We start from the raw sequence: 15,109 nt of genomic DNA, 5'->3' as shown, positions 1-15,109 counted from the left end.
AATTTGCGATTTTTTGAGATAATTTATAGGAATGATATCAAACATGGTTAGTAATAATTAACAAATTCTGGGTAATTGGTCGCCTACTAACATATCAACAATTCGTTCGGCATTGAAAAGAGTTTTTAATAAAACTACACCTTCAGGTGAAGGGATAGCTTCACCAAGAATGGCAGCCTCTTTACCAGCCGGGTGAGATTTCATGGCTGCTAGAACTGCTTCTGCTTTTTGTTTGGGTACTACTACTACTAACTTACCTTCGTTGGCAAGATACAAGGGATCTAAACCGAGAAGTTCACAAACGCCTTTGACTTCTTCCCTAACTGGAATAGATTGTTCGTAGAGGCGGATTCCTACATCTGAACTGAGGGCAAATTCGTTTAAAACTGTGGCTAAACCACCACGAGTTGCATCTCGCATGGCATGAACTTCTGGGCAAACATTGAGGATGGTTTCTACTAAACTATGCAATGGTTGACAGTCACTTTCAATATTAGTATCTAATGCTAATTCACCACGGGCAATTAAAATTGCTGCACCATGATTGCCTAATTCGCCATTGATAATGATGGCATCTCCTGGCTGAATTTTATGGGCAGAAATTTCAATTCCGGGAGGAATAATGCCAATACCAGCAGTATTAATAAATAGTTTATCGGCAGCACCGCGATGTACAACTTTGGTGTCACCAGTCACAATTTGAATACCCGCTTGATTAGCGGCTGCTTTCATACTGGTAACTACACGGCGTAAAGTTTCTATTGGTAAGCCTTCTTCTAAAATTACGCTACAAGTAAGATATAAAGGTTTTGCACCACTCACGGCTAAATCATTAATTGTGCCATTGATGGCTAATTCTCCAATATCGCTACCTGGAAAAAATAAGGGATCTACAACATAGGAATCAGTAGTAAAAGCTAATCTGTCTCCCTGTTGCATGAGACTGGCTAAGTTAAAACTAGCTTGGTCTTCTAGTTGGGAGAGAATGGGGTTATCAAAACTTTGGACAAAAATATCATCAATTAAATCGCGCATGGCTTTACCACCACTACCATGTGCGAGGGTAATATGAGTATCTCGCACTTTAGGCTGGCGACGGCGAATTTTTTCGATTTTTTGAAATAGGGGATTTTGTGCTGAGTTGGTTGGTAAAACTTCCATATCGAATTTTTCTAATTTATTTTTTTAGCTAAGGCGGTGCGTTGCGCTATGCGACAACACACCCTACTTTTTGAAATTATTGGTAATAGTTTTAATGATTATGTAGCTTGCTTACCTTCTTTTAGCAATAATTGTGACCAAGCAACAAAAGCTAGTAGAGGAATTGTAGCTACCGTTTCAAATAAGATTAAAGTATTCATTTTTATGGACAGTTCCCACATCGGGGTAATTATGTATTGTCCTAAAGTTAACTGACTCATGATTATATAAATGTACAAACATAAGTAAGCAGAATTGAAAGACCTCTTAATATATTGGTAATAGCCAGCTAAACCTAAAGGTGTCATGACCAACCAACAAGAATCTGTGATTTTAGGTGTGAACCAAGATGGTTCCGGATATTGATTGAAGAAAATAATATTGTCGCTGTAATGCAAAATGGAGGCAACAATATTAATGCCTACTAAACAAAGTAGCCATATTTGACGTTGTTGATTATCGTTGTTCATGAAAATTCCCCTCTATGCGATCGCTATTAATGGGGGCAAAATATTTAGTAGTTATGCCCTCTATTTTATCTGCCCGTTTCTGCGTGTCTACCGCTATGTTTATCAGAGTGTAATTGACCACCAACAGCCCAATTTTCTCTTTCAAATTCATCAATATGAACGGTGATCCACTCTGGTTTAGTACCTAAAGCTGAAACCAGGGCATCAGTGACGGCTTGTACTAGTTTGCGCTTTTTTTCAATTGAGTGACCTTTGGCAATTTGAACTGTAACAAATGGCATAAGTTTATTTTTCCTCGAGTTGGATTACTTAGGAATTACAACAGTGTTCGCCGCAATTAATCACATCTTTTGATATTATTGATAGATGCAAAGCAGAATCCAAAAATCGTCAATAAATGGGCATTGGGCATTGGGCATTGAAGATTGATTTTTATTGTTCCTTGTAAGCGCTTTTTATAGAGTCTCTTGCATACTGCAAAGCAGAACCCGAAGGGTAGACGCAAAGAAGAAGGTAGACAAGAAGTCTAATTTCTAGCTCTTAACCTCTAACTAACAGTCCCACAAGCGGGGAGAGGTTCTTGAGATATGTTGACCTTGGGTGTTTCTAGGTTGGTTTTCTTGGCAATGGTGGAGAGTCTGCCATATTTATAGTAAGCCGCACAGGCACCTTCGGAAGATACCATGCAAGTACCAATTGGTGTTTCTGGGGTGCAAGCTGTACCAAAAACTTTACATTGCCAAGGTTTCAATACGCCTTTGAGGATTTCTCCACATTGGCAAGCTTTATGGTCGGCAACTTTCTGGTTAGGAATGCTAAATTTCTGTTCAGCATCGAATTGTGCGTATTCGGGGCGAATTTGTAAGCCAGAATAAGGAATGTCACCTAAGCCACGCCATTCAAAAGTTTCTCGCGCCATAAACACTTGGTTAATAGCTTTGAGGGCGATTTGATTGCCGGCTGGCTGTACAATGCGGTTGTATTGGTTTTCGACTTCGCAACGATTTTCTAATAGCTGTTGTAACAGCATCCAAATCGATTGCAGGATGTCTAGGGGTTCAAAGCCGGAGACAACTATGGGTTTATGGTATTGTTGGGCAATAAATTGATAAGGGTCAGTCCCAATTACCATGCTGACATGGCCAGGGCCGACAAAGCCATCGAGTTGCAAATCGGGGTTATCTAGTAATGCTTGCAAGGCGGGGATCACGAGGACGTGATTGCAAAACATACTAAAATTGCTGATATTTTCGGCTGCTGCTTGCAGGATGGTGAAGGCGGTACTGGGGGCTGTGGTTTCAAAGCCTAAGCCGAAAAATACGACTTCTTTGTTGGGGTTTTCTTTAGCAATTTTTAAGCTATCTAGAGGCGAGTACACCATGCGAATATCTGCGCCTGTGGCTTTGGCTTGCAGCAAGCTGGTGGTGGAACCGGGGACTCGCATAGCATCGCCAAAGGTGGTGAAGATAACGTGAGAATTTTGGGAAATTGCGATCGCATCATCTAATCTACCTCTAGGCATGACGCATACTGGACAACCAGGCCCATGAATTAATTCGATGGTATCAGGCAAGATGTCTTCTATCCCATACTTAAATATAGAATGGGTATGCCCGCCACAGATTTCCATGATTTTGATGGGTTTATCTAACTGCTGGCTTAATTTGGCAATTTCGCGGTATAAGCCTTCGGCTTTGGCTGGTTCGCGGAATTCATCAACGTATTTCATCTGAAGATTTGAGATGGGGATTTTGGATTAATTTGAATATGTTTTTGAGCAAGGATTATGCACTAACTTCTGCTTGCGCTGCTGCTAGTTCTTGCAATAATTGTAATGTTTCTGCTGCTTCTGCTTCGTTAATTCGATTCATCGCAAAGCCTACATGAACTAATACCCAATCGCCGATGCAAGCTTCTGGGGGATGTTGTTCATCGACAATGCAAGAAATATTTACTTGTCGCTTCACACCACCAACATTGACAATGGCCAGCTTATGATTAACGTCGGAGATTTCAACAATTTGACCGGGGATTCCCAAACACATTTTTATTTTCCTTTGGCAGTGTTATGCAGTTAATTTGTCAATCAGTTGGGCAGATTATCATTTGTCATTAATCATTTGGATGGATTTAGGGCAAATGACTAATAACGAATTACAATCTTTAGAAGAATAACGACAGAGATAATATAAGAGAAATTTCTGCAAGGTGTCAGTTTATTAAGGATAATTAAGCGCTTAACTGTGCAGCTGCAATTACAGCTTGACCTAAAGATATACCACCATCGTTGACTGGAACTAAGCTATGAGTTAGGACTGTGATTCCCAATGTTTGTAAATCCCTAGTAACTTGCTCTAATAAAATACAGTTTTGAAATACGCCTCCTGTTAAGACGACCTGATTAATCACATGTTCTTGCGTCAGATATTTAACCATTTGGGCAATTGTTTTGGCTAGACTCTGATGAAATTTTGTCGCTATTATTCCTTGGGATATCTGATTTTGCAAGTCTTTGAGCAAGGCTGACCACATAGGGCTAGGGTCTATACAGTAAATATTATCGAAAAAGCTAAAATTAAACGGATAATTTGGATTTTCTTTAGGATGATTTAAGCTATGCTCATCAATTAAGGCTTCCATTGCGATCGCAGCTTGTCCTTCATAGCTACATTCTTCCCGACAAATCCCAAGCGCCGCCGCTACAGCATCAAACAATCTACCCGCTGAAGAAGCTTGAGGCGAATTAATGCCTTTTTCTATTAACTGATTTAGTACCTTGAGGGGCTTTTCTTCCAAAAATTTTAAGATTTCTAAATCGCCATAGTTTTTTTTGAGATTTTCCCAACTATCGGCGGCTATGAGATGGGCATAAGTGTTACGCCAAGGCTGATATATGGCTTGTGCGCCACCAATCATCGCTATAGGTTTCAATGCTGCTAATCGCTGAAATTTGCGGTAATCTGCTAACAGAAATTCTCCGCCCCAAAGTGTACCATCTTCGCCATAACCCAAGCCATCTAAGGCAATACCTAAAACTGGAGAAGCATCAAGAGGAAGGCCATTTTCTGCCATACAAGCAGCAATATGGGCGTGATGATGCTGGATTGGGTAAATTGGTAAATGGTTAGCTGCTGCTAATTCTTTTCCTAGTTTGGTTGAAAGATATTCTGGGTGTTTATCAATCGCAATTACTTCTGGTTGATGTTCAAATAAATTTAAGTACAAATTTAATGTATCTTGATAGGCATCAAAAGCCGCAGCATTTTCTAAATCTCCTAAATGTTGCGAGAGAATTGCTTGCCCTTCCCGCAGTAAACAAAAGGTATTTTTTAACTCGCTACCCATTGCTAAAATCTGCGGAATATTATCAAATCCTGGGGGTAAATTAATTGGTGCTGGCGCATAGCCTCTAGCGCGACGAATGATTTGCAATTTCTCGCCTACAACCCTCACCACCGAATCATCAGCTCGGTTCACAATCTCTCGATTATGTAACAGAAAATAATCGGCGATTTTGCTTAATTTCTCTTTTGCTACTTCATTATCAATACATTGCGGTTCATCCGATAAATTGCCACTAGTTAACACAATCGGACGATTCATCCGCTTCAAAATCAGGTGATGTAACGGCGTATAAGGTAACATAAACCCAAGGCGATTTTGCCCTGGTGCGACTGAAGGCGCAATGGAATTTTGGATTTTGCGAAAAGTTGCGTGCGGGGGTTCCCCCCCGTTGAGCAAACTTTTCAAGACGGATTTTGGATTTTGGATTGAAGATTTTTGATTTAGTTTCTGTTCCCCAATCCCTAATCCCCAGGAGTTATTTAATTTTGAATTTTGAATTTTGAATTTTGAATTGATTTGTCCCCAGTCCCCAATCCCCAATCCCTTTCTCCGCAACAAAACAATAGGCGCAGCAGGACTCCTTAATAACTCTTGTTCTTGCGGGCTGATGGTGCAATATTGGGCAATAATGTCGATATCCCTAGCCATTAAAGCAAAGGGTTTGTGATAGCGGTTTTTACGCTGACGCAGTTTTTGGACTGTGGCTTCTTGAGTAGCATCACAAGCTAAATGAATCCCGCTTAAGCCTTTAATGGCGACAATTTCACCTTTTTGCAACAGAGTACAAACGGCATCCACATCATCTAACATGGAGAACATAGAAGCGGTAACTGATTTACCATCCGCACGTTCTAACCAAGCAGTAGGGCCGCAGATATGGCAAGCTACAGGTTGGGCGTGAAAGCGGCGATTTTCGATATCGTGGTATTCCTGTTCACATTGGGGACACATGGTAAATGCAGACATACTGGTGTTGCATCTGTCATAGGGAATGGCGCGAATAATACTTAATCTGGGGCCGCAATGGGTACAGTTGGTAAAGGGGTAGCGAAAATAGCGGCTAAAAGGGTCAAAAATTTCTTGTTGACATTGGGGACAAATCGCCGCGTCAGGAGAGATGGCTGTTTTAACTTTATTAGTAACACTATGGGCGATCGCAAAATCATCAAAATGCAATTCTTCTATCAGCGGCGTTCTGATGATTTCTGCAATTTTTGCTAAAGGTGGGCATTCTTGCTGTAATTTGGCGATAAATTCTGCTAAGGCTGCTTCGCTACCAGATAGGCGAATCAACACACCTTGTCCATCATTACAAACATCTCCCCGCAAACCGCAAGCTTTGGCAATCCGATAAACGGTAGGGCGAAAACCTACACCCTGAACAGTACCACGAACTCTAATTTCTTCAGTCGCCATAATTAAACCGCCACAGCAAAATTCGGTTATTTCCAGAATCAGCTATTACCGCAGTTTGACCACAAATCTTGATACCGTAACACCAATTTAAACTTTCTCTTGTTGGTAATCCAAAATCTCGATTTTCACCTTTATTTTTAAAATTAGCTTGCCCAGCCAAGGCATCTGCTGCCGCACCTTGCAGTGATAGGATTGATTCTGGCTTTTGCCATCCTAGCAAGCGAGAGTTAGCGGTATCTGCAACTAATAACCAATCACCAGCCGCATCCACTCCATAGGGCATACTTAAACTACTGGCACTGGGAAAATAAACTCCCTGATTCATCTCGACATTATTAAAGTCTTTTTGTCCCAAGACTACGGCACAAGGAGTATTATTTTCTGTGGGCATTCCTTGCCAAATCATCACCCGATTATTACCTGCATCGCTGACAACTAAATTGTCTCCCCAAAAGGTCATATCATGACACCAGCGCATACTCACAGCAGTGGGAGAAGCGCCACAATTTTCATTACGAGATATCATATCTGGTTGCCCCAACACTAAATCGGCTGGTTGACCATTTTCTGTAGGTAATTGCTGCCAAATTAGCAGCCGGCGATTGCCAGTATCAGCTACAAATAGCTTACCTTGATGATATAAAATCCCATAGGGCCAGTGCATCGTATTTGCATCTGGTGATTGACTACCTCGATTAGGTTCATTGTCGGTAAAATTAGCTTGTCCTAACACCAAATCTGCTGGAACATTATTATCTTCTGGCAAATTTTTCCAAATTAAAACTCGGTGATTCCAAGCATCAGCAACAGCTAATCCAGAACCGCAGCGACAAATCCCCGTGGGGACGCTAACAGTTGCCCTTCCTGGTGTTCCTTTCGCATTTTGTCCTTCATGGTAAAAGTCTGGTTGTCCAATTACCCAATCAGCACTTTGATTATCTGTAGTTGGTAAATTTCGCCATCCTAATAATCGATGATGTCCTGTATCAGATACCCATAATGGCCCGGTTTCTGAGATTAAACAAGCAGCACGAGGGCCAAACATTGTCATGGGACTCGGTGCTAAAGGCATGACGAAGTTTTCTGTTTCTAGATTTGCACCTAAAATCACTTCTGCACCTGCAAGTGACAAAGGTAATTTTGGTGCAATTCCTGTGGCTTCTGACGGTAATGAAGGGTTAGGAGTAATATTAATCGAGTTGTACATTAACCGCAGATGAATGCTGATAGTTCTTGACAAAATATTAACTCGTAATACCTACCTCGGGAGAGAAGCAAGCTACGTAATTAATAATTCGTAATTCGTAATTCGTAATTACATTTGTAATACCAATTTGAAAAAAGAATGTGACAGATTGTAGGGGCAAGGCAATGCCTTGTCCTCTAGAATAGATTGATATGTTACCAACATTATTTGAATTGGTATAACAGGGTAAACAATTAGAGAACTCCACAGAATGATTGATCCAAAAGCTGTCATTGCGAGCGAAACGGAGTGTAGTGAAGCAATCCCAATATTTTGCGGTTGCTTCATTTAGCTTCGCTACATTCGCAATGACAATTGGGCATTTCTTTTTCTGGAGGTCTCTTACAAATCATTTTGTCATTTGTATTTTCTCATCAAAAACTTAGCCCTACTGTATCAGCACTAGCAACTTTGCTCTCATATGCAAATTTGCGTTTTGGTGTGAACATTTGCAACTACTCTACCCTTTAGCTTACTGAAGCATCAGGGTAGAGAAATGATTAATCAGTGAGAAAGCATTTAGACAAATCCAAACAATAAATTATTTCGCTTCAAGTCGTGACAGTCAACAGTCAACACTCAACAATAGCGATAGAATTTTATTACTTGCCAGTCCCTAATTATCAAGTTTCTCCTGTTGTAGTTTTAGTTCTATTTCCAGTTCTTGCAGGGCTTGGGCTACAACTTGTGCTTGTTCTAATTGTTGATACTCTGTGAATATTTCCCAAGCTTCTTGATAGTAAGCACGCGCTTTTAATAAATTTTGAGGATTTCCTTTTTCTGGTTTTTCAAGGTCATCCGGTAGATTAAACAAGGCGTTAGCTTTGTTAGAAATTGTGTTAGCGTATTCTAACGGTGTATCATGAGAATTACGCACTTTTAATGCTTCATCGTAAGCTGCGATCGCTCTTAAATTATTCTCTACAGGATGGGTACTTTGGAGATATTGCAAAGCATTACCTAAATTATTTTGCAACATCGCGTATTCTCTGGGATTTTCAATTAGGTTTATCTGCTTGAGTGCTGCTTCAAATGTTTGTACAGCTAAACCTTCACACAATTGCTTTTGTTCCATTCCCGTAGAAATTGACAGGTAAGCAATGGCAATATTATTGTGTAAAATTGCGTATTCTTCTGGGTATTTCTCGGAATTAAATACCCGCAATGCATCTTGATAAGCTTTAATGCTATCGGCAATTTGGGCTAAATTAAAAGGCACTAGAGATTGCAACACTAGCCCTAAATTCATCTGTGCTTCCGCTATTTCTTCTTTAGAGGCTAATTGTTGCAAAATTGGTAGTGCTTCTGTATAAGCTGCTTTTGCTTGTAGTAGTAATTCTGTCCCTTCATCAGGAATTGATTTCAAAGCACCAGCTATACCCACCTTAGCCCTAGCTTTTAGTAGCGGATAATCATCCCCACACATTTCGCAAGCTCGTTTATACAGATCAACTGTACTCCATAAATCTTGAGGAGTTTTAGGTTTTTTCTGTAAACCATGTGCCAGTTCAATCAACATTTCGATTTTCTCTTGTGTCGTTGCTGACTCCGATGCAATAGCTGCGATCGCGGCCTTAACTGTTGAATCTGTAATGCTTGGGGTCATCTCAACACGATTGCAATGATGGGTGTACACATAGTTGCAAGTATTTTGTCCTAGAGATGGTCAGTGTAGCTACAATTTATCTCATCGGCTAATTTGCTTCAACTTTAAAGTACTTTACTGCCTCAATTCTCCAAATCACAAGCTTATTTTAATCAAAATATACACAATTTAATTCTTAATTTATATCTTGCGATTATACTGATGCATACGCTACATGATCTTAGTAAATTGATATTAAATGATTATCTGTATTGTTTGATGCAATTGCACAGATTGACAACTAAATAGATTAAATAAATATTATTTATTGAGATATGTTGAGATGTTTATGGACATGGATTGGCTGCGGCGATTCCTTCAATTTTGGTGCATATTATGTTGCGATCGCACCACAATTTTTGGTGTTAATAATACAATACATTTCAGTTAAGTAGTTCGGCGAAATTAAAGATAACTAGCTGAGGCTGTCATTCTGACAAAGTTCTGACTTGGTATTCGCGTAGCGTCTCCGTCAAAAGAGGCAATACGGTCTTCTCCTAAGGGGAGAGAGGTTTCCCCCATGAGCAATTGCCGAAAGGGTTTGCCGACTTGTGGCGACTGCAGTCGAGAAATAATACTTCTTGATCAAATCCCCTATCTTGCAAAGTTCAGTTCGCCAGCTTCCGGCCAACTGAACTTTGCGCTTTATTTATGGGGATTATCTTTTTACTTTTTATTTTTTACTGCTTAATATCCGATTATCCTTTACTATTAGCGAGTTTCATTTTATGCTTAATATGTAATAGTTTTTTCGTAGGTAAGTACGCTTGATTAACGCAATATGTAAAGTTTTGAAGAAGAAAAATTAAAGCTTTTTCAATTTATATTGCTGAATATTGTTATGTTCAATTGCAAACTTACTGAATTACTTATTTAAGGAGCTTTAATGACTCAGCGTATTACCAGTGCTGTCAATTCATTAGTAAATAAACTATCGCGACGCAATGCACTTTTGTGGATTGGTGGTGCAGGATTAGGCACCACCTTTGTAGCAGGAACACAAACTGAAGTGAATGCTCGTGAAAACCAAGATGTGAAACTGGTAAATCCACCAACCCTATATAATGCACCCCAAAATGGCTATAGCCATATAGCTGTTACACCAGCAAGAGCAAAAACGGTTTATATTTCTGGTCAATTTGGTTCAGATTTGCAAGGCAATGTGATTTCTGATGATTATGAAGAGCAGTTGGTACGGGCTTTTCAGAACCTCCGCTTTGCCTTACAAGCGGTGGGTGCCAAACCAGAACATGTAGCTAAAACTACTGTGCTTATAGTTAATCACACCCAAGAGAAATTGATACCGTTAGGACGTGAAATTGCTAATTTGTGGGGGAATAAACCACCAGCAAACACCCTCATCCCTGTTCCTAGGCTTGCACTTGATCGGATGTTATTTGAAATAGATGCTTATGCCGTAATTCCAGAAAAACCAGAGAGCGGAATGTTCCCGTTTTAATACCATTTTGAAAAAAGAAGGCGACAGATGGGTAGGGGCACGGCACCTGTAAAATATTTGATATATCAAAAGATTGTAGATGCCTTGCCCCTACAGCATTACAAATCCCATAAACTGAGCTGATTGGGTGGGCGATCGAGGTTATTCCAAGGTAGGGGAGGAACTGCTACACCATTCTGTTCTAGTAAATTTTGGAAGTGACGGGCTGTGCTGGGCGATCGCTCTTCTATAGGACAATGAACAAAGAAATAAATCTGCACTCCCGCCTGTAACCACTGTTGAATCTGCGTTACCCATTCTTCCATAAACGGCTGATTTACAGGTAAATTTGGATGCGAAATAAAGCGAATGAGGGTAAAAGGTGCTGTGACGCTAAATTGTACTGGTAATTTCGGTTTGCGTCGTTCTGAATTGAGCTGAGGATCATCATCTCCAGTGTAGATGGGGCGCGAGTCTAACAGTACTCTACCAACATTGAGCTTTTCTAACAGCGCCGTCAAATTACTAGCATGAGGTTCCTTAAACCAATCTGGATGGCGAACTTCTAGCGCTAGGGGTGCAACTGTACGTGGCCAAGCTTCTAAAAAAGTAGTCAAATCTTCTATTAATATAGGTGCGTAACTTGGCGGTAATTGAGCAAATATTGGGCCAAGACGCTTACCCAAAGGACGCATTCCTTCCAAAAATTGTAAAGCCGCAGGGATATATGGTTGCAACAAACCTTGATGGGTAATATCACGTGGTAATTTTAAACAAAATTCAAAACCTGGGGGTGTTTCCGTCGCCCAGCGAGTGACAGTTTCCTGGTTAGGAATAGCGTAGAAAGTAGTATTTCCCTCTACAGTAGTGAAGCGGCGACTGTAGAGAGACAGAAACTCAGCTGTGCGAGTACCTGAAGGATAGAGTTCACCCACCCATCCTTTATATGCCCAAACAGCACAACCAATCAGAAATTTTACAGGTTTGTCATTTGTCATTTGTCATTGGGTAATAGGTAATTGGTAATAGGTAATTGGTAATAAACATTTATCTCCCTTATCCCCCTCATCTCCCTTATCCTCCTCATTTCCCCAGTCCCCAATCCCCATTACCCCTTATCCCCAGAGGGGGCCCCGAGTTCCCCAGTCCCCAATCCCCATTACCCAATCTCAAGCAATCGGGAGACAAATAGTAAATTGCGTTTTCCCTGGTTGGGAATAGACTGTAATGCTTCCTTGATGGCGGATTTCGACGATGCGGCGTACTACTTCTAAGCCTAAGCCGGAACCCTTACCAACAGGCTTAGTTGTGAAAAATGGCTCGAAAATTCGTGATTTAATCTCTTGAGGAATACCCGATCCGGAGTCTGTAATTTGGATTTCTACGCGATCGCTATAGGGAGTTGTCACAATTTCTAATATGCCTTTTTCGTTCATGGCATCAATGGCGTTATCAATCAAATTTGTCCACACTTGATTTAATTCGCTGCCATAAGCCCAAATTTTAGGAATATCAGGACTATACGACCTGCGAATTTCTACGCCATTTTTTATTTTGTATGAGAATAATCGTAAAGTATCTTCTAAACCTTCATGTATATCAACTAATTGTCTTGCACCCTGATCTAAATGGGAATAAGACTTCATTGACTGCACCAGTTCCGCAATCCTTTCTGCACCACGTAAGCCACTGCTAATCATAGACATAACTTCAAAGGAAAGGGCTAACCAACGCAAGCCCATAGTGCCCATTTCTGTTTGATCATCTTGCCAGCGTGCAGTTAATTCTTCTAGTGTGGTAATTTCGATACCCCCTTCAGCTAGCGGCCCTGCAAGTTTCCAAGCATCCTCAACACCATAATCTTCTAACCAATCAAGCAATTCATCTTCGCGATCGCTCAATTTCATCGGATCAATCCGCTTGTGGGTAATGCTCTCATAGCCCTCATCTCGGGCTTTAATCCATTGTGCGGTATGTTCTGCATCAACTTGGTGCTGTCCATACACCAGATTCATGCGTTGCAGTTCTAATAATGCCGGGGTGATATCCCGCAAAGCACGAACCAATGCGGCGGCTGGATTATTCAGTTCGTGGGCTAATCCTGCGGCTAGTGTGCCTAACGCTGCCATTTTTTCCCGATTGCGGATGAAGGATTCTAATCCACGCGATCGCTTGGCGACGGTTTTAAAAATCACCTGCTCAAAGTTGCGACACTCATGCAGCAATGTCAGGAAATCTTCACTTGATAGTTGATACAGATGACAGTCAGTCAGGGCGCGTACTGTAACTGGGTTAGGATCGCCTGTCAAGATGGGAATTTCCCCAAAAAAGCTAGGTGCGTCGTGCTGTCCGATGGGCATTTCCATCCCATCACTGCGCCTTGTCAATCCCATTCGCCCAGACAACATAATAAAAAAGCCACGTGCAGGATCGCCTTCGGATACTAAAATTTCATCAGTACTGAGGTCAAGTATTTGAGAGCGATCGCATATCCAATCCAGACGATTCTGTGGCAAAGTTTGAAATAGTTCCAGAGTCAGCAGATCTTCTATACAAAGCATAATTCCGCTACCTTTCGCTAATATTTCTGGAAAGCGGCGGAGAAATAGCAGCCCCGCCGCTTGGGGTTTGTGGCGGGACACCGAAACTTCTTCCCCTCCTGGTGGAGTTTTTCATTAATCAATGCACACACGGAGTCACAGCCTTCCGACAGAATAGTATCATTTTTTCGGATGTGGTCATGGGTAATGAGTAATTGGGGTTTGTCATTCGTCATTTGTCATTTGCTGTTTGTTATTCCCCAATCCCCATTACCCCTTATCCCCAGAGGGGGCCCCGAGTTCCCCAATCCCCAATCCCCAATCCCCAATCCCCATTACCCCTTATCCCCAGAGGGGGCCCCGAGTTCCCAATCCCCAAAAATATTTGTCACCTTCAGACTTTTTGCTACTAAAATTTCAATAATTTATTCTTGGGGACAATTTTTACTTTTATGCCTTGTTCTGCCACTTTAAATCAACTGGTTGAAATTCTTTTAGCCCAGCCTGTCAACTTATCAGCAGCCGCTTTAACACAATTAGGCAGCAGTATCCAAACAGACACTCGGCTGATTAAGCCAGGTGAAGTGTTTGTGGCTTTGCGAGGTGAAAAGTTTGATGGGCACGAGTTTGTTGCTACGGCGATCGCTAAAGGTGCGATCGCGGCTATTGTTGATTTTGATTATGAAAATCCTGGGTTTCCGGTATTACAGGTCAAAAATACTCTAGAAGCCTATCAAAAAATTGCTCGTTGGTGGCGCGATCGCTGGCAAATTCCGGTGATTGGGGTAACTGGTTCTGTGGGTAAAACTACAACAAAGGAACTCATTGCTGCAGTTTTGGCGACAAAGGGACGTGTACACAAGACTTATGGGAATTTTAATAACGAAATTGGTGTGCCGAAAACTCTCCTAGAACTTAGCCCAGAACATGATTACGCTGTGATTGAAATGGCGATGCGGGGTAAAGGACAGATTGCCGAATTAACCCACATCGCCAATCCCACAATTGGAGTGATTACCAATGTCGGCACAGCACATATTGAATTACTCGGTTCCGAAGCGGCGATCGCTCAGGCCAAATGTGAATTATTAGCCGAAATGCCTAAGGATAGCGTTGCTATTCTCAACCAAGATAATCCGCTCTTAATTTCGACATCTGCCAAAGTTTGGCAAGGAAAAGTCATCACCTACGGCTTATCTGGCGGCGATATTTCTGGCGAAATAATTGATCATGAAACACTGGCAATAGAAGATATTCAGCTACCTCTACCCCTCCCTGGTCGTCACAATGTTACAAATTTCTTGGCAGCTTTAGCCGTAGCTAGAGTAGTAGGAATTGATTGGGCATCTTTACAAGCGGGTGTAAATGTAGATATGCCCACAGGGCGATCGCAGCGATTTGCCTTACCCAATGACGTGGTAATCTTAGATGAAACTTACAATGCCGCACCGGAAGCTATGTTAGCAGCGCTGCAATTATTAGCAGACACACCCGGAAAGCGCAAAATTGCAGTTTTAGGTGCAATGAAAGAATTAGGAGAGCGATCGCCACAACTACACCAGCGAGTAGGTGAGGCAGTGCAAAAGTTGAAATTAGACGGCTTATTAGTCTTAGTCGATGGACAAGATGCCGAAGCGATCGCCAAAAGCGCCGAAGGCATTCCCTCTGAATGCTTTACCAGCCATGCGGAATTAGTAGCCAGATTAAAGACATTTGTCCAAGAAGGCGATCGGTTATTATTCAAAGCTGCCCATTCCGTCGGACTAGATCGAGTTGTCAATCAATTGCGTGCGGAATTCGCCAATTGAA

General features: G+C 41.5%; 12 protein-coding genes. 2 read left to right on the top strand and 10 right to left on the bottom strand.

Annotated features, from left to right (window positions below):
• Positions 1-57: 57 nt before the first annotated feature.
• The 8 genes from hypE to HG267_RS00795 all read right to left on the bottom strand — a co-directional run bounded on the left by hypE (position 58) and on the right by HG267_RS00795 (position 9,283).
• A complete protein-coding gene (gene hypE, locus HG267_RS00830) occupies positions 58-1,161 on the bottom strand; it encodes a hydrogenase expression/formation protein HypE (RefSeq protein WP_045867425.1) in 1,104 nt (367 codons plus the stop codon).
• A 98-nt stretch (positions 1,162-1,259) separates the two neighbouring features.
• Positions 1,260-1,670 carry a hypothetical protein gene (locus tag HG267_RS00825; protein ID WP_045867426.1) on the bottom strand — a complete coding sequence of 137 codons (411 nt, stop codon included), beginning with the start codon at positions 1,668-1,670 and terminating at the stop codon, positions 1,260-1,262.
• 65 nt (positions 1,671-1,735) lie between these two features.
• Positions 1,736-1,951 (bottom strand): tautomerase family protein, encoded by a 216-nt coding sequence (locus tag HG267_RS00820; protein WP_045867427.1) that lies wholly within the window; start codon positions 1,949-1,951, stop codon positions 1,736-1,738.
• 266 nt (positions 1,952-2,217) lie between these two features.
• Positions 2,218-3,399 (bottom strand): hydrogenase formation protein HypD, encoded by a 1,182-nt coding sequence (gene hypD / locus HG267_RS00815; protein WP_045867428.1) that lies wholly within the window; start codon positions 3,397-3,399, stop codon positions 2,218-2,220.
• A gap of 55 nt (positions 3,400-3,454) precedes the next feature.
• On the bottom strand, positions 3,455-3,715 hold the full coding sequence (locus HG267_RS00810; RefSeq protein WP_045867429.1) for a HypC/HybG/HupF family hydrogenase formation chaperone: 261 nt from the start codon (positions 3,713-3,715) through the stop codon (positions 3,455-3,457).
• 184 nt (positions 3,716-3,899) lie between these two features.
• On the bottom strand, positions 3,900-6,431 hold the full coding sequence (gene hypF, locus HG267_RS00805; protein ID WP_096621635.1) for a carbamoyltransferase HypF: 2,532 nt from the start codon (positions 6,429-6,431) through the stop codon (positions 3,900-3,902).
• Positions 6,421-7,638 (bottom strand): hypothetical protein, encoded by a 1,218-nt coding sequence (locus HG267_RS00800; RefSeq protein ID WP_081583863.1) that lies wholly within the window; start codon positions 7,636-7,638, stop codon positions 6,421-6,423. Before HG267_RS00800 ends, hypF begins: the two co-directional genes overlap by 11 nt.
• A 655-nt stretch (positions 7,639-8,293) precedes the next feature.
• Positions 8,294-9,283, bottom strand: coding sequence for a hypothetical protein (locus HG267_RS00795; RefSeq protein WP_045867431.1), 990 nt, complete (start codon positions 9,281-9,283; stop codon positions 8,294-8,296).
• 925 nt (positions 9,284-10,208) lie between these two features.
• Here HG267_RS00795 and HG267_RS00790 point away from each other — a divergent pair.
• Entirely contained in the window at positions 10,209-10,781 is a 573-nt protein-coding gene (locus tag HG267_RS00790) for a Rid family hydrolase (protein ID WP_045867432.1), read from the top strand.
• Between the two features lie 98 nt (positions 10,782-10,879).
• Here HG267_RS00790 and HG267_RS00785 read toward each other — a convergent pair whose 3' ends face one another.
• On the bottom strand, positions 10,880-11,758 hold the full coding sequence (locus HG267_RS00785; RefSeq protein ID WP_045867433.1) for a DUF72 domain-containing protein: 879 nt from the start codon (positions 11,756-11,758) through the stop codon (positions 10,880-10,882).
• A gap of 171 nt (positions 11,759-11,929) precedes the next feature.
• Complete coding sequence (locus HG267_RS00780) at positions 11,930-13,402, bottom strand: ATP-binding protein (RefSeq protein WP_235622999.1); 1,473 nt, start codon at positions 13,400-13,402, stop codon at positions 11,930-11,932.
• 350 nt (positions 13,403-13,752) lie between these two features.
• Between HG267_RS00780 and HG267_RS00775 the strand changes: the two genes are divergently transcribed.
• Positions 13,753-15,108, top strand: coding sequence for a UDP-N-acetylmuramoyl-tripeptide--D-alanyl-D-alanine ligase (locus tag HG267_RS00775; protein ID WP_045867434.1), 1,356 nt, complete (start codon positions 13,753-13,755; stop codon positions 15,106-15,108).
• The last annotated feature ends 1 nt before the right edge of the window (position 15,109 follow it).

This window comes from Tolypothrix sp. PCC 7601, assembly GCF_025677855.1.
In the GTDB taxonomy this organism is placed as follows: Bacteria; Cyanobacteriota; Cyanobacteriia; order Cyanobacteriales; family Nostocaceae; genus Aulosira; species Aulosira diplosiphon.
This window is presented reverse-complemented; position numbering and strand designations above follow the sequence as displayed.